This window comes from Paraburkholderia edwinii (genome assembly GCF_019428685.1).
Classification (GTDB): domain Bacteria; phylum Pseudomonadota; class Gammaproteobacteria; order Burkholderiales; family Burkholderiaceae; genus Paraburkholderia; species Paraburkholderia edwinii.
In genome coordinates this window covers 2,220,830-2,239,417 of the sequence record NZ_CP080095.1, presented here as the reverse complement: position 1 = coordinate 2,239,417, position 18,588 = coordinate 2,220,830, and the positions used below count along the sequence as shown (strand labels likewise).

The 18,588-nt window shown below is 64.0% G+C and carries 19 protein-coding genes; 10 read left to right on the top strand and 9 right to left on the bottom strand.

Annotation, left to right across the window (positions count from 1 at the left end):
* The first annotated feature begins 19 nt into the window (after positions 1-19).
* From KZJ38_RS09980 to KZJ38_RS09935, 10 genes are all read left to right on the top strand, one after another.
* Positions 20-391, top strand: coding sequence for a DMT family transporter (locus KZJ38_RS09980; protein WP_219799888.1), 372 nt, complete (start codon positions 20-22; stop codon positions 389-391).
* Positions 392-607: 216 nt separating this feature from the next.
* A complete protein-coding gene (locus KZJ38_RS09975; protein ID WP_219799887.1) occupies positions 608-1,759 on the top strand; it encodes a DegT/DnrJ/EryC1/StrS family aminotransferase in 1,152 nt (383 codons plus the stop codon).
* A 48-nt stretch (positions 1,760-1,807) separates the two neighbouring features.
* On the top strand, positions 1,808-2,851 hold the full coding sequence (locus KZJ38_RS09970; protein WP_219799886.1) for a glycosyltransferase: 1,044 nt from the start codon (positions 1,808-1,810) through the stop codon (positions 2,849-2,851).
* Positions 2,848-3,783 (top strand): formyltransferase, encoded by a 936-nt coding sequence (locus tag KZJ38_RS09965; RefSeq protein WP_219799885.1) that lies wholly within the window; start codon positions 2,848-2,850, stop codon positions 3,781-3,783. The genes KZJ38_RS09970 and KZJ38_RS09965 overlap by 4 nt, the downstream gene beginning before the upstream one ends.
* Positions 3,783-4,826, top strand: a complete 1,044-nt coding sequence (locus KZJ38_RS09960) for a bifunctional UDP-4-keto-pentose/UDP-xylose synthase (protein ID WP_219799884.1) — start codon at positions 3,783-3,785, stop codon at positions 4,824-4,826. The genes KZJ38_RS09965 and KZJ38_RS09960 overlap by 1 nt, the downstream gene beginning before the upstream one ends.
* Before the next feature lie 58 nt (positions 4,827-4,884).
* Positions 4,885-5,781: a polysaccharide deacetylase family protein gene (locus tag KZJ38_RS09955; RefSeq protein ID WP_219799883.1), complete on the top strand. Its 897-nt coding sequence runs from the start codon at positions 4,885-4,887 to the stop codon at positions 5,779-5,781.
* A 236-nt stretch (positions 5,782-6,017) separates the two neighbouring features.
* Entirely contained in the window at positions 6,018-6,479 is a 462-nt protein-coding gene (locus KZJ38_RS09950) for a peroxiredoxin (RefSeq protein WP_219799882.1), read from the top strand.
* A 454-nt stretch (positions 6,480-6,933) separates the two neighbouring features.
* Positions 6,934-8,802, top strand: a complete 1,869-nt coding sequence (locus tag KZJ38_RS09945; RefSeq protein ID WP_219799881.1) for a PhoH family protein — start codon at positions 6,934-6,936, stop codon at positions 8,800-8,802.
* Positions 8,803-9,212: 410 nt separating this feature from the next.
* Positions 9,213-10,469, top strand: a complete 1,257-nt coding sequence (locus tag KZJ38_RS09940; protein WP_246641706.1) for a C40 family peptidase — start codon at positions 9,213-9,215, stop codon at positions 10,467-10,469.
* Between the two features lie 129 nt (positions 10,470-10,598).
* The gene (locus tag KZJ38_RS09935) at positions 10,599-11,405 is read left to right on the top strand and encodes an SDR family NAD(P)-dependent oxidoreductase (protein ID WP_219799879.1); all 807 of its coding nucleotides are present in this window, start codon (positions 10,599-10,601) and stop codon (positions 11,403-11,405) included.
* A 36-nt stretch (positions 11,406-11,441) separates the two neighbouring features.
* Here KZJ38_RS09935 and KZJ38_RS09930 read toward each other — a convergent pair whose 3' ends face one another.
* From KZJ38_RS09930 to KZJ38_RS09890, 9 genes are all read right to left on the bottom strand, one after another.
* Positions 11,442-12,452, bottom strand: a complete 1,011-nt coding sequence (locus tag KZJ38_RS09930) for an inorganic phosphate transporter (protein ID WP_219799878.1) — start codon at positions 12,450-12,452, stop codon at positions 11,442-11,444.
* On the bottom strand, positions 12,452-13,078 hold the full coding sequence (locus KZJ38_RS09925; protein WP_219799877.1) for a DUF47 domain-containing protein: 627 nt from the start codon (positions 13,076-13,078) through the stop codon (positions 12,452-12,454). Before KZJ38_RS09925 ends, KZJ38_RS09930 begins: the two co-directional genes overlap by 1 nt.
* A gap of 186 nt (positions 13,079-13,264) precedes the next feature.
* Positions 13,265-14,653, bottom strand: a complete 1,389-nt coding sequence (locus KZJ38_RS09920) for a replicative DNA helicase (protein ID WP_219799876.1) — start codon at positions 14,651-14,653, stop codon at positions 13,265-13,267.
* A 156-nt stretch (positions 14,654-14,809) separates the two neighbouring features.
* Positions 14,810-15,262 (bottom strand): 50S ribosomal protein L9, encoded by a 453-nt coding sequence (gene rplI, locus KZJ38_RS09915; RefSeq protein ID WP_219799875.1) that lies wholly within the window; start codon positions 15,260-15,262, stop codon positions 14,810-14,812.
* A 28-nt stretch (positions 15,263-15,290) separates the two neighbouring features.
* Complete coding sequence (rpsR, locus tag KZJ38_RS09910; RefSeq protein ID WP_075157349.1) at positions 15,291-15,566, bottom strand: 30S ribosomal protein S18; 276 nt, start codon at positions 15,564-15,566, stop codon at positions 15,291-15,293.
* Positions 15,567-15,568: 2 nt separating this feature from the next.
* On the bottom strand, positions 15,569-15,868 hold the full coding sequence (gene priB, locus KZJ38_RS09905) for a primosomal replication protein N (protein ID WP_219799874.1): 300 nt from the start codon (positions 15,866-15,868) through the stop codon (positions 15,569-15,571).
* Between the two features lie 51 nt (positions 15,869-15,919).
* Positions 15,920-16,294 (bottom strand): 30S ribosomal protein S6, encoded by a 375-nt coding sequence (gene rpsF, locus KZJ38_RS09900; protein ID WP_219799873.1) that lies wholly within the window; start codon positions 16,292-16,294, stop codon positions 15,920-15,922.
* Between the two features lie 312 nt (positions 16,295-16,606).
* Positions 16,607-17,617, bottom strand: a complete 1,011-nt coding sequence (locus KZJ38_RS09895; protein ID WP_219799872.1) for an anti-sigma factor family protein — start codon at positions 17,615-17,617, stop codon at positions 16,607-16,609.
* Entirely contained in the window at positions 17,607-18,524 is a 918-nt protein-coding gene (locus tag KZJ38_RS09890) for an RNA polymerase sigma factor (RefSeq protein WP_219799871.1), read from the bottom strand. Before KZJ38_RS09890 ends, KZJ38_RS09895 begins: the two co-directional genes overlap by 11 nt.
* Between the last annotated feature and the right edge of the window lie 64 nt (positions 18,525-18,588).

Sequence of the window (18,588 nt, the reverse complement as noted above, 5' to 3'; positions counted from 1 at the left end):
CTTCACCCCGCCCCCCTCGATGAACCCGATCTCCCTCTTCTGCATTCTCGCGGGCGTCACGCTGAACGCGTGCGCGCAACTGCTGCTCAAGGCCGGCACGAATGCCGTTGGACACTTCGAATTCACCCGTGCGAACATCCTGCCCATTGGCTTCAGGCTCGCGACGCAATGGCCGATCATCGGCGGCTTGTGCTGCTATGTGGTGAGCGTCGTCGTGTGGGTCGTCGGGCTGTCGCGCGTCGACGTTTCGATCGCCTATCCGATGCTCTCGCTCGGCTATGTGCTGAACGCGGTCGCCGCGTGGTACCTGTTCGGCGAAGTGCTGTCGATCCAGCGCCTCGTCGGCATCGGCATCATCCTGGTCGGCGTGTTCGTACTGGCGCGCAGCTAGGCGCGAGGGCAGGCTCAAAACCAGGCACCAGGCGCGACGCCAGGCTCGACCGGCGCAGCGTGCGAGGCGCCTCATGCGGTCCGCGCCGCGCGTCGTATGAAACGCCGCGCGCCCGATCGCAGGCGGCTCGCCGTGGCTTAAGCTGTGCGTCACCCGGTTGAAAGTATTCTTTATGCTGTCGGCATTGCGCCGTCTTCCCTATCGCTCAAGGTTCTCATGACCCAGTCATCCGTCCCGTTTTTGCCGTTCGTCCGTCCGGATATCGACGAAGAAACGATCCGCGGCGTCGCCGACGTGCTTCGCTCCGGCTGGATCACGACCGGTCCGCAGAACCAGGCGTTCGAAGCGGCGTTGTCCGAATTCTGCGGCGGCCGCCCGGTGCGCACGTTCAACTCGGGCACGGCGACGCTCGAAGTCGGCTTGCGGATCGCGGGCGTGGGCCCCGGCGACGAGGTCATCACGACGCCGGCCTCGTGGGTCGCGACGGCCAATGTGATTCTCGAAACGGGCGCGACGCCGGTCTTTGTCGATATCGATCCGCGCACGCGCAATATCGATCTGAACCTTGTCGAGCAGGCCATCACGCCGCGCACCAAGGCGATGATTCCGGTGTACCTCGCGGGCCTGCCCGTCGATATGGACCGGCTCTACGCGATTGCGCGCGAGCACAAGCTGCGCGTGATCGAAGACGCCGCGCAGGCGGTCGGCTCGACGTGGAAAGGCGAGCGCATCGGCAAGCTCGGCGACATCGTCTCGTTCAGCTTCCACGCGAACAAGAATCTGACGTCGATCGAAGGCGGCGCACTCGTGCTCAACAACGAAGAGGAAGCCGCGCTGGCGCAGAAGTACCGTCTGCAAGGCATTACGCGCACGGGCTTCGACGGCATGGACTGCGACGTGCTCGGGGGCAAGTACAACCTGACCGACGTCGCCGCGCGTGTGGGGCTCGGGCAACTGCCGCGTCTCGAGGGTTTTAACGCGCAGCGTAGAAAGCTCGCGCGCGCCTACTTCGCGGGCTTGGCGGGCGGTGTCGCTGAAAAGCTCGGCATCGGCCTGCCGCTAGCCGACTTCGAAAACAGCAACTGGCATATGTTCCAGATCACGCTGCCGCTGGAGAAACTGTCGGTCGACCGCGCGGGTTTCATGGGCGCGCTGAAGGAACGCGGCATCGGTTCGGGCGTGCACTATCCGGCGATCCATCTGTTTTCGCTGTATCGTGCGCGCGGTTTCCGCGAAGGCATGTTCCCGCACGCGGAGCGCTTCGGCGCGACGACAGTCACGCTGCCGCTCTTCACGCAGATGAACGAAGGCGACGTCGCGCGCGTCTGCCGCGCGGTCAACGAAATCTGCGAGCAGTACGGACGCTGAACGAAAATCAGGCAAACCACGGACACACCAGGCGGAATACAAGCGGACATGAGCCAAACGGAACAGCGCCGGGGACGACCCGAAGTGTCGGTCATCATCCCGGTCTATAACGAGGAAGCCGGACTGCACGCGCTTTTTGCGCGCCTCTATCCGGCGCTCGATGCGCTCGGCACGGACTACGAAGCGATCTTTATCAACGACGGCAGCCGCGACAAATCGGCGGCGCTGCTCGCCGAGCAGTTCCGCGCGCGCCCCGACACGACGCGCGTGATTCTGCTCAACGGCAACTACGGCCAGCATATGGCGATTCTCGCGGGCTTCGAGCAGTCGCGCGGCGATATCGTCATCACGCTCGACGCGGACCTGCAGAACCCGCCCGAGGAAATCGGCAAGCTCGTCTCGAAGATGCGCGAGGGCTTCGACTATGTCGGCACGATCCGCATGCAGCGCCGCGACAGCCTGTGGCGCCGCAAGGCGTCGCAGGTGATGAACCGGCTGCGCGAGCGCATCACGCGCATCAAGATGACCGACCAGGGCTGCATGCTGCGCGCGTACAGCCGGCACATCATCGATACGATCAACCGCTGCGGCGAAATCAACACGTTTATTCCGGCGCTCGCGTACACGTTCTCGCAGAACCCGGTCGAAATCGAAGTCGCGCACGAAGAGCGCTTTGCCGGCGAATCGAAGTATTCGCTGTACAGCCTGATTCGCCTCAATTTCGATCTGGTCACGGGCTTCTCGGTCGTGCCGCTGCAGTGGCTGTCGTTTATCGGCGTGATTCTGTCGATGGGCTCGGCGGGCCTCTTTGTGCTGCTGCTGATTCGCCGCTTTATCATCGGCGCGGAAGTGCAAGGTGTGTTCACGCTGTTCGCCATCACGTTCTTCCTGCTCGGCGTGATCATCTTCGCGCTCGGGTTGCTCGGCGAATATATCGGCCGTATCTATCAGCAGGTGCGCGCGCGGCCGCGCTACCTGGTGCAGACCATCCTCGAACAGCGCAACGGCGAAGCGGTGGCGGGCTCGCCGCGGCAATCGGTCGTGCAGGCCGTGCAGCCCGCGCAGATCATGGACCAGGGGCCGAACCCGTGAAGCCGCGCGCCGTCGTCTTCGCATATCACAACGTCGGGGTGCGCTGCCTGCAGGTGCTGCTCGCGCGCGGTGTCGATGTCGCGCTCGTCGTCACGCACGAAGACAACCCGAACGAGAACATCTGGTTCGGCAGCGTCGCTCAGGTCGCGGCCGAGCACGGCATTGCGTTCATCACGCCTGCGGACCCGCAAAGCGCGGAACTGCACGCGGCCGTCAGCGCGGCGCGGCCCGACTTTATCTTCTCGTTTTACTACCGGCACATGCTGCCGGTCGATCTGCTCGCGCTCGCCCCGCGCGGCGCGTACAACGTGCACGGCTCGCTGCTGCCGAAATACCGCGGCCGCGTACCGACCAACTGGGCGGTGCTGAACGGCGAAACCGAAACCGGCGCAACGCTGCATGAAATGGCCGCCAAGCCCGATGCCGGCGCGATCCTGGCGCAGACGCCGGTGCCGATCCTGCCCGACGACACGGCCACGCAAGTGTTCGACAAAGTGACGGTTGCCGCCGAACAAACGCTGTGGCGCGTGCTGCCGGCCCTGCTGGCGGGCGAAGCGCCGCATCTGCCGAACGATCTGACGCAAGGCAGCTACTTCGGCGGCCGCAAGCCCGAGGACGGGCGCATCGACTGGACGCAGCCCGCGCAACGCGTCTACAACCTGATCCGCGCGGTCGCGCCGCCGTATCCGGGTGCGTTCACCGACATCGGCGACGCGCGCTTTATCGTTGCGCGCGCGCGTCTGATGGCGCCCGGCAGCCGACCGGTAAATTTGCCGCCGGGCATTCACGTAAGCGATAATGTCTTTTTTGCGACATGCGGCGACGGCCGCGCGATCGCGATCCACGAACTTTGGCACGAGCACCGCGGCAGCCCCGCCACGATAGTGACGCCCGCCGAATTCACCCGGCTCACCCAACCTTCCCGCAACTGATGAAAAAAGTCCTGATTCTGGGCGTGAACGGCTTTATCGGCCATCACCTGTCCAAGCGCATTCTCGAAACGACCGACTGGGAAGTGTTCGGGATGGACATGCAGACAGAGCGCCTCGGCGACCTCGTCAAGCACGAGCGCATGCACTTCTTCGAAGGCGACATCACGATCAACAAGGAATGGGTCGAGTATCACGTGAAGAAGTGCGACGTGATCCTGCCGCTGGTCGCGATCGCGACGCCCGCCACCTATGTGCAACAGCCGCTGCGCGTGTTCGAACTCGACTTCGAGGCGAACCTGCCGATCGTGCGTTCGGCGGTCAAGTACCGCAAGCACCTCGTGTTTCCGTCGACTTCCGAGGTGTACGGCATGTGCGCCGACGACGAATTCGATCCGGACGCGTCCGCCCTCACCTACGGTCCGATCAACAAGCCGCGCTGGATCTACGCGTGCTCGAAGCAGCTGATGGACCGCGTGATCTGGGGCTATGGCATGCAGGAAGGCCTGAACTTCACGCTGTTCCGTCCGTTCAACTGGATCGGCCCGGGCCTCGACTCGATCTATACGCCGAAGGAAGGCAGCTCGCGTGTGGTCACGCAGTTCCTCGGCCATATCGTGCGCGGCGAGAATATCAGCCTCGTCGACGGCGGCGCGCAGAAGCGCGCGTTCACCGATATCGACGACGGCATCGGCGCGCTGATGAAGATCATCGCAAACGAAAACGGCATTGCATCGGGCAAGATCTACAACATCGGCAACCCGAAGAACAACTTCTCGGTGCGCGAACTCGCGCACAAGATGCTGGCGCTCGCGGCCGAATTCCCCGAGTACGCCGACAACGCGAAGAAGGTGCAACTCGTCGAAACCTCGTCGAACGCGTACTACGGCGCCGGCTACCAGGACGTGCAGAACCGCGTGCCGAAGATCGACAACACGATGCAGGAGCTCAGCTGGGCGCCGAAGTCGACTTTCGACGAAGCGCTGCGCAAGATCTTCGAAGCGTACCGCGGCCATGTTGCCGACGCGCGCGCGCTCGTCGAGTAAGCGTCTTTGCCGAACCCGCCCGTTCGCTCGTCACGTTCGTCACAGAAGGCCTGATTCCTTGGCTCGCATCGTTCTCAAGATCGACGTCGATACGCTGCGCGGCACGCGCGAAGGCGTGCCCAATCTCGCGCGCATTTTCGATCGCTTCAAGGCGCGCGCAACCTTCCTGTTCAGCCTCGGTCCCGACCACACGGGCTGGGCGATGCGCCGCGTGCTGCGGCCCGGGTTCCTGAAGAAGGTATCGCGCACCTCGGTGGTCGAGCACTACGGCATCCGTCAGCTGATGTACGGCGTGCTGCTGCCGGGGCCCGACATCGGCCGGCGCGCGGCCGCCGAGATGCGGGCGATTCACGAGGCCGGCTTCGAATGCGGCATCCATACGTGGGACCACGTGTACTGGCAGGACAACGTGCGCACGCGCGAGCGCGGCTGGACCGCCGCGCAGATGGAAAAGAGCTACGCGCGCTTCGTTGAGATTTTCGGCATGCCGCCGGCGACGCACGGCGCGGCCGGCTGGCAGATGAATGGCCACGCGTTCGAACAGATCGACCGGTGGGGCATGCGGTACGCGTCCGACGGGCGCGGACATTCGCCGTACTTTCCGGTGGTGGGCGGCAAGACGCTCGCCCACGTGCAGATGCCCACTACGCTGCCGACGCTCGATGAAGTGCTCGGCGTCGACGGCATCCACGAAAGCAACGTCGCCGCATGGATGCTGAAACTGACCGCGGGCAATCCGCACGACCAGGTCTTCACGCTGCACGCGGAACTCGAAGGACAAAAGCTCGCGCCGGTGTTCGAACAACTGCTCGAGGGCTGGCGCGCACAAGGCCATACCTTCGCGACGATGGGCGATTATCACGCCGCGCTAGACCGTGACACGCTGCCATCGTACCCTGTCGCGTGGGGCGAAATTCCAGGCCGCTCGGGCGAGCTGATTGTCCAGCCCGACTGACCCGACGACGCTCGTTTGCGGCGCTTATTGCTACGCTCGTTTGCGACGCTTTTGCCACGCTTATTTGCCACGCTCTGCCACGGTCGCTCGCAACACTCGTTCGCAGCTCCCCGTGGTTCGCATGGCCGGCGTTGTCGATGCAACCCGCCCCTCGGTCTCGCCAAGCTCGAGCTCGGTGCGAGCGTGCATGCCAGAACCGGCATGATCCGCACCGGCCATAACAATCGGAGAAACCCGTGCCCATCGCAGTCGACCAGCCCGTTCCCGACTTCACCGCCGCTGCAACCGGCGGCGATTTCACGCTATCCACGCTTCGGGGCAAGAAGGTGGTGCTGTATTTCTACCCGAAGGACAACACGCCGGGCTGCACGACCGAAGGTCTGCAGTTCCGCGACCTCTATCCGAAGTTTAAGAAGGCCGGTGCCGATATTGTCGGCGTCTCGCGCGACAGCGTGCGTTCGCACGACAACTTCAAGTCCAAGCTGGAACTGCCGTTTACATTGGTATCGGACCCGGACGAAACATTATGCACGCTGTTCGGCGTCATGAAACTGAAGAAAATGTATGGCAAAGAAGTACGTGGGATCGAACGCTCGACGTTCGTCATCGACGGGGACGGCGTGCTGCGTCTCGAGTGGCGTGGCGTGAAAGTACCAGGTCACGTCGATGAGATTCTGGAGGCTGTACAAGCGCTGTGAGGCGCGTTATATTGGGCCGCAATGATTGCCTGTCCACCCCATATTTTTCGCAGTTGCGCGCGCCGTCATCACGTTCGTCACACGCTTGACAACAAGGCAAGCAGAAGCGACGTGAGAGCCGCAAGGCTTATGAGGCGCAACGCGACGACCCAGGTCGAGCCGCTTGCCCCGTTCAACGGGGCGGCGGCTTTTTTAATTGCGCGCGGCTTCGCTGCCGTCCCGGCTTTGCCTGCTGCTTTGCCTGCGATAGCGCGCGCCCTCGTCAAGGAGCCGATCGAAAAACCGCGGAACCGGCATCACTAAACGAAGCGCGCCTGCCGGCGCAAACTGCGTGCGCACCACTGGCACGTTCAGGATGCGGTAGCCGGCGCACACGAAATGTTGCACGGATCATTGCGCTGGTCGTCGCCGCCGACGCAACCGGTCTATGCCCCCGATTCATTCGAGGAAAACCATGCCTTTGCCTACTCCGCCCAGCAAGCTCGGTAATCTGTTGCCGCCTGACGAATACAAGGCCAAAGCCCATCCGGCACGGCCCGCTCGAAAACAGGGGCATGAAGGGGAGCAAGCAGAGTCGCCCGAATACGGGCGTGCGAATGTCGCCGTGCCGATGACGGACGCGGCGAATGCGGCCACCACACTGCGGCCGGTGCCCGTTGCCGCCGCAACGCTGGCCGGCATCGATGCGCCCGCTGTGCCGCCTGAGCAGGCCGGCGGTAGCACCGCGCGCAGCCGCAAGACAAAGCAGACGGCAGCACTGCTGCAGCCGGTGGCGCCCACGCCCTTGACGCAAGACGAAGCGGACCTCGCGACGCCCGTGGTGGCGCGCCGCGGCAAGGCGCCCGCCGGCGCCGACAACGACGTGGCGACGAGCGCGTCCACACCGCGCGGCGGCACGAAGAAGCGCGACACCAAGGGCGTGACGGCGGAAGTGCGCAAGCTCTTCGTGCTCGATACGAACGTGCTGATGCACGATCCGACCAGCCTTTTCCGCTTTGAAGAGCACGACGTCTATCTGCCGATGATGACGCTCGAGGAGCTCGACAACCACAAGAAGGGCATGTCGGAAGTCGCGCGCAACGCGCGCCAGGTGAGCCGCACGCTCGACGCGCTCGTGGCGAATGCCGGTGCGATGACCGAAGGCATTCCGCTGGCGCGCCTGGGCAGCCGCGAAGCGCTCGGGCATCTGTACTTTCAGACGAAGCTGACCGACATCGAGCCGGTTGAAGGTCTGCCGCAGGGCAAGGCCGACAACCAGATTCTCGGCGTCGTACGCGCACTGCAGCGCGACCGCGAGGACCGCCAGGTCGTGCTGGTGTCGAAAGACATCAACATGCGCATCAAGGCGCACGCGCTCGGCCTGCCTGCGGAAGACTACTTCAACGACCAGGTTCTCGAAGACAAGGACCTGCTCTACAGCGGGATTCGCGCACTGCCGCAGGACTTCTGGACCCGCCACGCGAAGGGCATGGAAAGCTGGCAGGACACGAAGACGGGCACCACGTACTACCGCGTGACCGGTCCGCTGTGCGCGTCGATGCTCGTCAACGAGTTCGTCTACCTCGAGCCGCAGAACGGCGAGCCGGCGTTCCATGCGATCGTGCGCGAGCTCAACGGCAAGACGGCGCTGCTGCAGACGCTGCGCGATTACGGCCACCACAAGAACAACGTGTGGGGCATCACGGCGCGTAACCGCGAGCAGAACTTCGCGCTCAATCTGCTGATGAATCCGGAAATCGACTTCGTCACGCTGCTCGGCCAGGCCGGCACCGGCAAGACGCTCGTCGCGCTGGCGGCAGGCCTCGCGCAGGTGCTCGACGACAAGCGCTACAACGAAATCATCGTGACGCGCGCGACGGTGCCCGTCGGCGAGGACATCGGCTTTCTGCCGGGCACCGAAGAGGAAAAGATGCAGCCGTGGATGGGCGCCTTCGACGACAACCTCGAGGTGCTGCAGAAAACCGACGACGCGGCCGGCGAATGGGGTCGCGCGGCGACGCAGGAACTGATCCGCTCGCGCCTGAAGATCAAGAGCATGAACTTTATGCGCGGCCGGACTTTCGTCGACAAGTATCTGATTATCGACGAGGCGCAGAACCTGACGCCAAAGCAGATGAAGACGCTCGTCACGCGTGCGGGTCCGGGTACGAAGATCATCTGCCTCGGGAATATCGCGCAGATCGATACGCCGTACCTGACCGAAGGCAGTTCGGGGCTGACCTATGTCGTCGACCGCTTCAAGGGTTGGGCGCATAGTGGGCATGTGACGCTGGCGCGCGGCGAGCGCTCGAGGCTGGCCGATTACGCGTCGGAGATTCTGTAGGCCGCCGGCCGGTTTATCGGTTTCATCGGTTTATCGAGGCATATCAAGAGCCGCTTCCGGTCAGGCCGGAAGCGGCTTTTTCATGGCCGGTTGCTTGCATTTTTTGACCTTTATTCAGGCGTGGGCGCACCTTGCATCGCCCGACTCAGCAAAGCTCAAAAGCAACAGTTAGCGCGTAAACTTCAAGTAATTCATCAGGTTTTCTTGCTCAAGCCAAGCTGGGCGGGCTACTATCGGGCATCGTCCGCTTCAGGGCGAGCTTGGCGCTCGCCTCGCCTTTCATGCGTCGTGCCGGTCTTCCGCCATTCGGCTGTACACCTTTCGGGTTCGCAGGCCCGCTCGGCGCTCTGCCCGCGAGTTCCGCGTCAGCAGGCTTCTGGTTTGCGTCGTCCGCCCGCCTGGTTCCCCTTTTGAAGCTGCTGACGTTGCTGCTCGTCGCCTTGCTCGCGGCCTGCTCCAGCGCGCCACAGCGGACCGTGCGCAGCGGCTCCAACGGCGCTTCATCGACGGCCGGTGCCTACCGCACGCCGCCCGGCTTCCCCAATTTCGTCGATCACAGCATCGGACGCGAGGAAATCTCGATCCAGGCGATGAGCCTCGTCGGCGTGCCCTACCGCTGGGGCGGCAATACGCCCACTGCCGGCTTTGATTGCAGCGGGCTCGTCCACTACGTTGTTCAGCGCGCGGCCTCCGTGAATCTGCCGCGCACGACCGCCGACATGAGTTCGCGCGGCGCCTCGATCGATCCCGACGAAATCGCCGCCGGCGACCTCGTGTTTTTCAACACGACCGGACGGCCGCATTCGCACGTCGGCATCTATGTCGGCAAGCTGCGCTTCGTCAACGCGCCGTCGACGGGCGGTACCGTGCGGCTCGATTACCTGACCAATCCGTATTGGGCCAAACGCTTCGACGGCATCCGGCGCGTGGCGCCGCCGCTCGCGCCGTCGAAGCCGACGCCGTTCGACGAGCCGACTTATGAAGCGGCGGCGCCGAAGGCGGGTGGGAATACCGGCGAAGTCGCGGGCGCCGCGGTCACGGCCGTTGCTGCGCCGGCCACGGCGTCGCCGCTTGCCGCGCGCGCGGCGGCGAACGACCAGACGCCGCTAACCGCGCAACGCGACAGCCGCGCCGCGGCGGCGCGCGCGCCGGCAGCGGCCGTTGCCGGTAACGGTGCCGGCGCCTCCTCTGCCGCGTCGGCCGACGCGTTCGAACCGCCGCCCTCCGCGATGAGCGCGGCGCAATCGCAGGCGCGCGCGGCGGGCGCGGCAACGCCGGCGGTTGTGGCAGCACCCGAGCCCACGCAGGGCAATGGCATGTCGGCGCAAGCACCGCTCACTCAGCCTTCCTCGGCCTATGCGAATGCACCAGCGTCGCAGACGTGGCAAGCGCGAGGCGCGTCGCCGCAGTCGGTGGCTCCTGTCGCGCAAGCGCCCGACCCGATCGATGCCGCCGCCGATGCCTACGAGCCGCCGCCCTCGTCCGCTGTCACCGCGGCACGCCAGGCACAAGCCGCCCAGCAGGCACCGCAAGCATCCGGATGGCAACGCCCGGCGGCGGGCGGCGGCGTGCAGATCATGCGCGCCTCGACCGGCTCGCGCGGCGTGCCCGCGCCGACGCAAACCAACGACGATCCGATCGCCGGTTTCGCAAACGGCAGCTACTGACCGCGGCTAACAACGGCTAACAATGGTTAACAGCGGCTGACCGCGCATCCGATACTGGCTCGCGTCCAGGCACACCGCAATCGCGTCTGCTATCGTGTCCGATATTTTTCAAGAAAGCGGGTGACCACAATGGATCTCGGACTCAAAGGAAAAGTCGTCCTGATTACGGGCGGCAGCAAGGGCATCGGCCTCGCGTGCGCGCGCGCATTTGCGGTCGAAGGCGCAAAAGTCGCGATCGTATCGCGCGATCCGGCCAATCTCGCGCGCGCTCGCGAGCAGCTGAAAAGCGAAGGCTTACAGGTTCACCTCGCGCGCGCGGATCTGCACAATCCGCACAGCGCAGCCGATGTCGTCGAAGAAGCGACGCAGGCGCTCGGCGAGATCGACATTCTGGTCAACAGCGCGGGCGCCGCGCGCCGCTACGACCCGGAAATGCTCGACGCCGACGCGTTCAGGGCCACGATGGAAGCGAAATACTTCCCGTACATTTACCCGCAGCAGGAAGTGCTGCGCCGCATGGTCGCACGCGTGAAGGCGGGCACTGCGGCCGAGCCGGGCACGATCGTCAACGTCATCGGGATGGGCGGCAAATACGCAACCGATATTCACATCGCAGGCGGCGCGGCCAACGCCGCGCTGATGCTCGCGACCGTCGGCCTCGCGCACTACCATGCGCGCTACGGCATCCGGATCAACGCGATCAATCCGGGCGCGACGCTGACCGAGCGCGTCGAGGAAGCCCTCGCACTCGAGGCGCAGCAGCAAGGTACCGACGTCGCCGAAGCCCGCGCGCGCAGCGAAGCGAAGGTGCCGCTCGGACGCTTTGCGAAGCCTGAGGAGATCGCCGATGTCGCGCTGTTTCTGGCAAGCCGCCGCGCGAGTTACGTGTCCGGCGCGATTATCCCGATGGACGGCGTGAGCTCGCCGCTGATCTGAGCGCGCGACATGACGACGGCGATGCCGGGCTGAACGTTACAGAAACCGATGCCCGAACCACCACCCGGCGCCTGCGAGTATCGCGGACGCCGGGATCGTCAGAATCCACGCCCAGACGATATTGCCCGCCACGCCCCAGCGCACGGCTGACAGCTTCTGTGTCGCGCCGACGCCGACGATCGCGCCGGTAATCGTGTGGGTGGTCGACACCGGAATGCCGAGCCACGACGCAAGAAATAGCGTCAGCGCGCCGCCAGTTTCTGCGCAAAAACCGCCGACCGGCTTCAGCTTCGTGATCTTCTGCCCCATCGTGCGCACGATGCGCCAGCCGCCGAACAGCGTGCCGAGCCCCATCGACAGATAGCAGCCGCCGATCACCCAGAGCGGCGGCGCATCGGCGCTCGCCGACGCATAACCGGTTGCGATCAGCAGCATCCAGATAATGCCGATGGTCTTCTGCGCGTCGTTGCCGCCGTGGCCGAGGCTATACAGACCCGCCGACACCAGCTGCAGCCGCCGGAAGCGCCGGTCGACCTTGCTCGGCGGCGTGCGGAAATACAGCCACGACACGCTCAGCATGAAAAACGAGCCGAGCACGAAGCCGAGCAGCGGCGAGATAAAAATAAACGCGATGGTTTTGAGCAGACCGTCGACGTTCAGCGCGCCCCACCCCGACTTCGCCAGCGCGGCGCCGACCAGCCCGCCGATCAGCGCATGCGATGAGCTCGACGGAATGCCGTAGTACCACGTCACGATATTCCAGCCGATCGCACCGACCAGCGCGCCGAACACGACGTAGTGATCGACGATGCCCGGGTCGATCGTACCTCTGCCGACCGTCTGCGCGACCTTCAGGTGAAAGATGAAATACGCGATGACGTTGAACAGCGCCGCGAACGCGACGGCTTGTTGCGGCTTCAGCACGCCGGTCGAGACGACCGTGGCGATCGAGTTCGCCGCATCGTGGAAGCCGTTCATGAAGTCGAACACGAGCGCGACCGCAACGAGCGTCGCGACGCCCCAGATGGCGAGTTGTATCGAATGCATCAGGCGTTTTCCAGCACGATGCCTTCGATGATGTTCGCGACATCCTCGCATTTGTCGGTGACGGCCTCGAGCAACTCGTAGATTGCCTTCAGCTTGATGAGCGTTTTGACGTCGTCTTCTTCGCGGAAAAGTTTCGACATCGCCGAACGCAGCACGCGGTCGGCTTCAGACTCGAGGCGATCGATATCTTCGCAGGCCTTCAGAATCGCGCGCGCCTGTTTCATATCGGACAGCATGCCGACCGCCGTCTGCACGCGCTCGCACGTCGACGTGCAGATATGCGCGAGCTGGCTTGCCTCGGACGTAACAGCCCGTACGTCGTACAACGAAATGGCGGTAGCGACGTCCTCCATCAAATCGAGGATGTCGTCCATCGTGCTGATCAGTTTGTGGATTTCGTCGCGGTCGAGCGGCGTGATGAAGGTTTTGTGCAGCAGGTCGATCGTTTCGTGCGTGAGCTTGTCGGCGGCTTTCTCAGCGGATTGGACGTTCTGCTTATGGATTTCCGCGTCGGCGAGGTTGTCGATCAGCAGCTCGAGCTCGTGGCTCGCTGAAACGATGTGCTTCGCATGCGCGTTGAAGATTTCGAAGAATTTGCCCTCGGTGGGCATGAAACGACCGAACATTGGGTTCCTGGAGGAGAACTGTCAGACCGTCGATGTAGAAACGACGACGGCACGTCTGTCATAAATCCGACATATTGTACCGTTCGTCGCACATCGAGACACTGACTTTGGATCGCCCTCCGTGGCGTCGGCGCGACTGATTCGCAATTTATGGATAGACGCCCTAGCCCTTCCTTCGCCGTCGCCCTACTCGCTGCCGTAGAAATTCTGCGCGCCCGCGAAATTATCGAACTTCGTGTATTGACCAAGGAACGTGAGCCGAACAGAGCCGATCGGCCCATTACGTTGCTTGCCAATAATGACCTCGGCAGTACCCTTGTCCGGGCTGTCCGGGTTATAAACCTCGTCGCGATAAATAAACAGGATCACGTCGGCGTCCTGCTCGATAGCGCCCGATTCGCGCAGATCCGACATCACCGGCCGCTTGTTCGGACGCTGCTCGAGGCCGCGATTGAGCTGCGACAGCGCGATCACCGGTACGTCGAGCTCTTTGGCAAGGCTCTTCAGCGACCGCGAGATCTCGGAAATTTCCGTCGCGCGGTTTTCACCCGCCGACGACCCGCTCATCAGCTGCAAATAGTCGACGATGATAAGGCCGAGCTTGCCGCATTGCCGCGCCAGTCGCCGCGCGCGCGAGCGCAATTCCATCGGGTTCAGGCCGCCGGTTTCGTCGATAAAGACCTGCGCTTCGCTCATTTTCTGCACGGCGTGCGTGAGCTTCGGCCAGTCTTCGTCGGTGAGACGCCCCGTGCGCATCCGGTGCTGATCGAGGCGGCCTACCGAGCCGAGCATACGCATCGTCAGTTGCGTGCCCGGCATTTCCATCGAGAACACGGCGACCGGCAGCCCGTACTCGACTGCGACGTACTCGCCGATGTTCATCGACAGCGCGGTCTTGCCCATCGACGGTCGTCCCGCCACGATGATCAATTCCCCGCCATGCATCCCCGACGTCATGCGATCAAGATCGACGAAACCCGTCGGCGTGCCCGTCACATCGCTCGGGTTTGCCGTGTGATAAAGCGTGTCGATACGCTCGACCACTTGCGTAAGCAGCGGACCGATCTCGAGGAAGCCCTGTGTGCCGCGCGCGCCGTCTTCGGCAATCGAAAACACCTTCGATTCCGCTTCGTCGAGCAGTTGGCGCACCTCTTTGCCCTGCGGATTGAAGGCGTCCGCCGAAATCTCGTCCGCCACCGACACGAGCCGGCGCAGCACCGCGCGGTCGCGCACGATTTCCGCATAGCGGCGGATATTCGCCGCGCTCGGCGTGTTCTGCGCCAGCGCGTTCAGATACGCGAGGCCGCCGACGTCTTCCGCCTTGCCTGACGTGGTCAACGCCTCGAACACCGTCACGACGTCGGCCGGCCGCGTCGCCGCGATCAGCCTGCCGATGTGTTCGTAGATGATCCGGTGGTCGTACCGGTAGAAGTCGCCTTGCGACAGAAAGTCCGCGATGCGGTCCCATGCGGCATTGTCGAGCAGCAGACCGCCGAGCACCGATTGCTCGGCCTCGATCGAATGCGGCGGGACTTTCAGCGACTCGAGTTGGGGGTCTTTCGGCGGTGCGTTCATGGGGTGGGATTATCGGGCAATTAGCCCCGGCAGCAAAGACGACAACGCGCGACGCGGCGATAAAAAAAGCAGGGGCCGGTTTCCCGGCCCCTGCCCTCGCGCCTTGCTGATGCCCGGCGACTGTTTCCTACAGCTGGCTGTGCGCCTGATGCACGCTTAAACGTGCTCGCCCAGCACCGACACCGTCACGTCGACGAGCACGTCGGTATGCAGCGAAACCTGCACCGGATGATCGCCGACCATCTTCAGCGGGCCTTCCGGCATGCGCACTTGCGCCTTTTCGACTGCGAAGCCTTGCTTCGACAGCGCTGCGGCGATGTCCGCGTTCGTCACCGAACCGAACAGGCGGCCGTCGACGCCAGCCTTCTGGCCGATCTGAACCGTCAGGCCGTTCAGCTTTTCGCCTTGTGCCTGAGCGGCGGCCAGCTTTTCAGCCGCGACCTTTTCGAGTTCCGCACGGCGGACTTCGAATTCGGCGATCGCGTCTTTCGTTGCGCGGCGTGCCTGCTTGTTCGGGATCAGGAAGTTACGTGCGTAGCCGTCCTTAACCTTGACGATATCGCCGAGGTTGCCCAGGTTGACGACTTTCTCGAGAAGAATGATCTGCATTCAAATGCTCCTTATGGCGCCGTCGGGTTTAGGCCTTGTGCTGGTCGGTGTACGGCATCAGCGCGAGGAAACGCGCGCGCTTGATGGCCGTGTCCAGCTGGCGTTGATAGTGCGACTTCGTACCCGTGAGACGCGCCGGCGTGATCTTGCCGTTTTCGCCGATGAAGTCTTTCAGCGTTTCGATGTCTTTGTAGTCGATCTGTTCGACGCCGGCAGCCGTGAAGCGGCAGAACTTCTTGCGCTTGAAGAGCGGGTTTTGTTGCTGGCGACGCTTGTCGAATTTCTTACCAGTCGGGCGGGGCATGTTCAGTCCTTTCCAATGTCCTGCAAATCTGTGATGTGAAACACCAGAGTTCTCGCATTGCGGCTTTTCTTGGCCAGGAAACCCGTGAAGAGCGTTTCGACGCCCATTGCACAGTTCTCCAGCCTGCCGCTCGCCTCACCGGCCGCTACCGCCGGCATCGTCAGTTCAACCACCCGGGCGATGCCCGCTTCGACGACTTCGGTACGGTGCTGCAACGTGCAACCTGCAATCGGAACGCCGGCGGGCGTATATCGCACCGGTTCGCGTTCGACGACGCTGGCTGTGAGTTGCAGCCGGTTCATTGATTCATTGCTGACGGCGTTGCGTGACTCTGATGGCTTAAATAGAGAGTCTTAAGCCTGCGCTTCGGACGGTTGCGTAGCAGCCGCCTTCTTGGCTTCTTCGCGCTGCACTTCCTTCATCATCGGCGACGGGCCGGCTTCGGCCTTCTTCATCTTGACGATCAGGTGGCGCAGCACGGCGTCGTTGAACTTGAATGCGTGCTCGAGTTCTTCGAGCGTGGCCTGGTCGCATTCGATGTTCATGCAGACGTAGTGAGCCTTCGCGAGTTTCTCGATCATGTAGGCCAGCTGGCGACGGCCCCAGTCTTCGATGCGGTGGATCTGGCCGCCGTGCGACGTGATCGTGGACTTGTACCGGTCGATCATGGCGGGCACTTGCTCGCTCTGATCGGGGTGCACGATAAAGACGATTTCGTAGTGACGCATACACACTCCTTATGGATTAAAGCCACCCGGGCGTCGAACCGGTGCGGCAAGTGAGAAGCCCGAGAGTGTAACCCGAATGGGGTCCGACTGCAAGCGGGATTCCGTGCACCTGATGCGCGATTATGCTTTGAATTTCAACGATTTACCGTATGCCGGCACGGCTGGGTCTTAACTAGCCCCGTTGTTTCCACGTTGGCTCCCCATTGGCCCCCTCGCCGCGCCGGACCAACGTCCGGCGCGGTTTTCCGCCACTTCCCCCGTACCTTATCTTTTGCGCCTGTCCAGTTTCACGATGGCCGCGCGATATCGATATCACCCGCCGCCGCTTTGCAGCCGCGCACGCAGCGCCGCTTCAAGCTGCGTCAACGATTCCGACGACGCATCGGTGACCGCCCACCACATCATCCCCGCATCGCGCCAGCGCGCCACCGAGTAGCCGTCGCTCGACAGCGACGGACCCGGCTTGCCGGCCGCCGGATCGTTGTCCGGAAACACGTAGACGTCGATCACATGTTTGCGATGCGTATAGGTCAACACCGCGACCCGGCGATGGCCGACGTAATCGAGCCGCCCGCCCGCGAGCGGAAAGCCGCTCGAGGCGAGATCGACGACCGGCGGCGCATAGTCGATACGGCCGTTGAACCACGGCTTCACCGTATGCTGGTCCGACGAAATCACGTCGATGTCGCGCCCCGAGATCTGCGCGCGCACATGGCTCGAGACGAGTTCGTCGACGAGCCCGGACGGCGCGGCCGCGCGCTGCTGCGTGTACAACACGCCGAGCGCGACAGCCGCGCATACCGTGAACGCCAGCGCGCCGCCGCGCCACGCCGCCGCGCCGAACGGCTGCGCGAGCGGCGCCGCGTCGGACGAACCGCCGCGCGCCGCGTCCCACGACTTGCCGCGCGCGTTGTCCCGCGCCGGCCGCGCTCCGCGCAGAAAATCGAGCCAGCGGTTTCTCGCCGGCGTATTGCGCTTGCCGGCGCGAGCCGGGTCCGACGCGGCATCGCGCGCTCTTTCCGGCGTGTCGCCACGCCGCTCTTCGCCAAAATTCCGCTCTGCGGCGGCTCGGCTGGTCTCGTCGCGCTGCTCGACGACTTGCGTCGCCGGCAGTGCCCCGATGATGCGCGCACGCAGTGCCTGCGGCGCGCGATGATATTGAGCCGCGTTGCGCACCGCGGTGCTCAGCGCGCGCACGGCGTCGGTTTCGCGCTGGCATGCGGCGCACCCGTCGATATGCTGCTGCAGCACATGTGCATCGGGCGGCGACAGTTCCCGGTCGACGTTCGCGTCGATAAGCGGGCGGGCGTCGTTACAGTCCATCTGGGCTCTCCTGAGCGATACCTCCCGGCGTCGCGCCGGTATTGCCGGGGTTGCCGGGGTGACGTACGGGTGGTTCGGTGGTCTTGCCGGACATCCGGTCTTGCGGGTCCGCGGAAGTGAAGCTGGCTGGCGCCCGTTCGCCGGTCCGATTGGTCAGCGTGGCCGGTGTGGGAACAGCGCCGCCCTGCGGTATCGAAGCCGCGCTCGAGGCCGGCATTGCCGCGGACAGCCCAGCCGCTCCCGCGCCACACCGTTTGTCGCGCGCACTGCGCCCGCCGGCACCCGGCGCCGCACTCGAACTCCCAGCGCCGCCCGCGGCCGCACGCGACGGCGCCGATCCGCCCCCCGCACCCGACGTGCGCGCCTGCATCGACGCAAGCGACGCCGCCAGCCGTTTTCGCCCGCGCGCCAGCCGTGACATCACGGTGCCGACGGGCAGATCGGCAATCGTCGCGATTTCGCGATAACTGAGCTCTTCCAGTTCGCGCAGCACCATCACTTCGCGATACTCGGCGGGCAGCTGCTCGAGCGCCGCATGCACGAGCCGCGTGTCCTGGTCGCGCATCATCAGCGTCTCGGGGTCGGCATTCGAGTCGCTCCAGCCTTCGAACGTCGTGTCGTCGAGGTTTTCGTCGAATTCGACCGAGTGGCGCGACATTTCGCGCTTCTGCCACTCGCTGTACCAGGTGCGCCGCACAATCGTGAGCAGCCACGGCCGCGCGTTCTCGCCGTGGAACATATCGAAGTAGCGGAACGCGCGAATATAGGCATCCTGCACGATGTCTTCCGCATCGTTCGGATTGCCGCACAACCAGCGTGCAAGGTTAAACGCCGCATCGAGATGCGGCAGCGCCATCTGCTGGAAGCGGGCGCTGCGCTGTGCGGTATCACATTCGGTTTCGGTCACCGGAGCCCTCCGATCGTTACGGCTGCTATACCGGCTACGCGACGAGTTTATTCCCGCCCGATGT

Coding starts and splice junctions, on each gene's coding strand:
- KZJ38_RS09970 (WP_219799886.1), top strand. CDS start 1,808: ATGAGCCAAACGGAACAGCGCCGGGGACGACCCGAAGTGTCGGTCATC.
- KZJ38_RS09960 (WP_219799884.1), top strand. CDS start 3,783: ATGAAAAAAGTCCTGATTCTGGGCGTGAACGGCTTTATCGGCCATCAC.
- rplI (WP_219799875.1), bottom strand. CDS start 15,262: ATGCAGATCATTCTTCTCGAGAAAGTCGTCAACCTGGGCAACCTCGGC.
- KZJ38_RS09945 (WP_219799881.1), top strand. CDS start 6,934: ATGCCTTTGCCTACTCCGCCCAGCAAGCTCGGTAATCTGTTGCCGCCT.
- KZJ38_RS09930 (WP_219799878.1), bottom strand. CDS start 12,452: ATGCATTCGATACAACTCGCCATCTGGGGCGTCGCGACGCTCGTTGCG.
- KZJ38_RS09980 (WP_219799888.1), top strand. CDS start 20: ATGAACCCGATCTCCCTCTTCTGCATTCTCGCGGGCGTCACGCTGAAC.
- KZJ38_RS09975 (WP_219799887.1), top strand. CDS start 608: ATGACCCAGTCATCCGTCCCGTTTTTGCCGTTCGTCCGTCCGGATATC.
- KZJ38_RS09920 (WP_219799876.1), bottom strand. CDS start 14,653: ATGAACGCACCGCCGAAAGACCCCCAACTCGAGTCGCTGAAAGTCCCG.
- KZJ38_RS09935 (WP_219799879.1), top strand. CDS start 10,599: ATGGATCTCGGACTCAAAGGAAAAGTCGTCCTGATTACGGGCGGCAGC.
- KZJ38_RS09925 (WP_219799877.1), bottom strand. CDS start 13,078: ATGTTCGGTCGTTTCATGCCCACCGAGGGCAAATTCTTCGAAATCTTC.
- KZJ38_RS09895 (WP_219799872.1), bottom strand. CDS start 17,617: ATGGACTGTAACGACGCCCGCCCGCTTATCGACGCGAACGTCGACCGG.
- rpsR (WP_075157349.1), bottom strand. CDS start 15,566: ATGCCCCGCCCGACTGGTAAGAAATTCGACAAGCGTCGCCAGCAACAA.
- rpsF (WP_219799873.1), bottom strand. CDS start 16,294: ATGCGTCACTACGAAATCGTCTTTATCGTGCACCCCGATCAGAGCGAG.
- priB (WP_219799874.1), bottom strand. CDS start 15,868: ATGAACCGGCTGCAACTCACAGCCAGCGTCGTCGAACGCGAACCGGTG.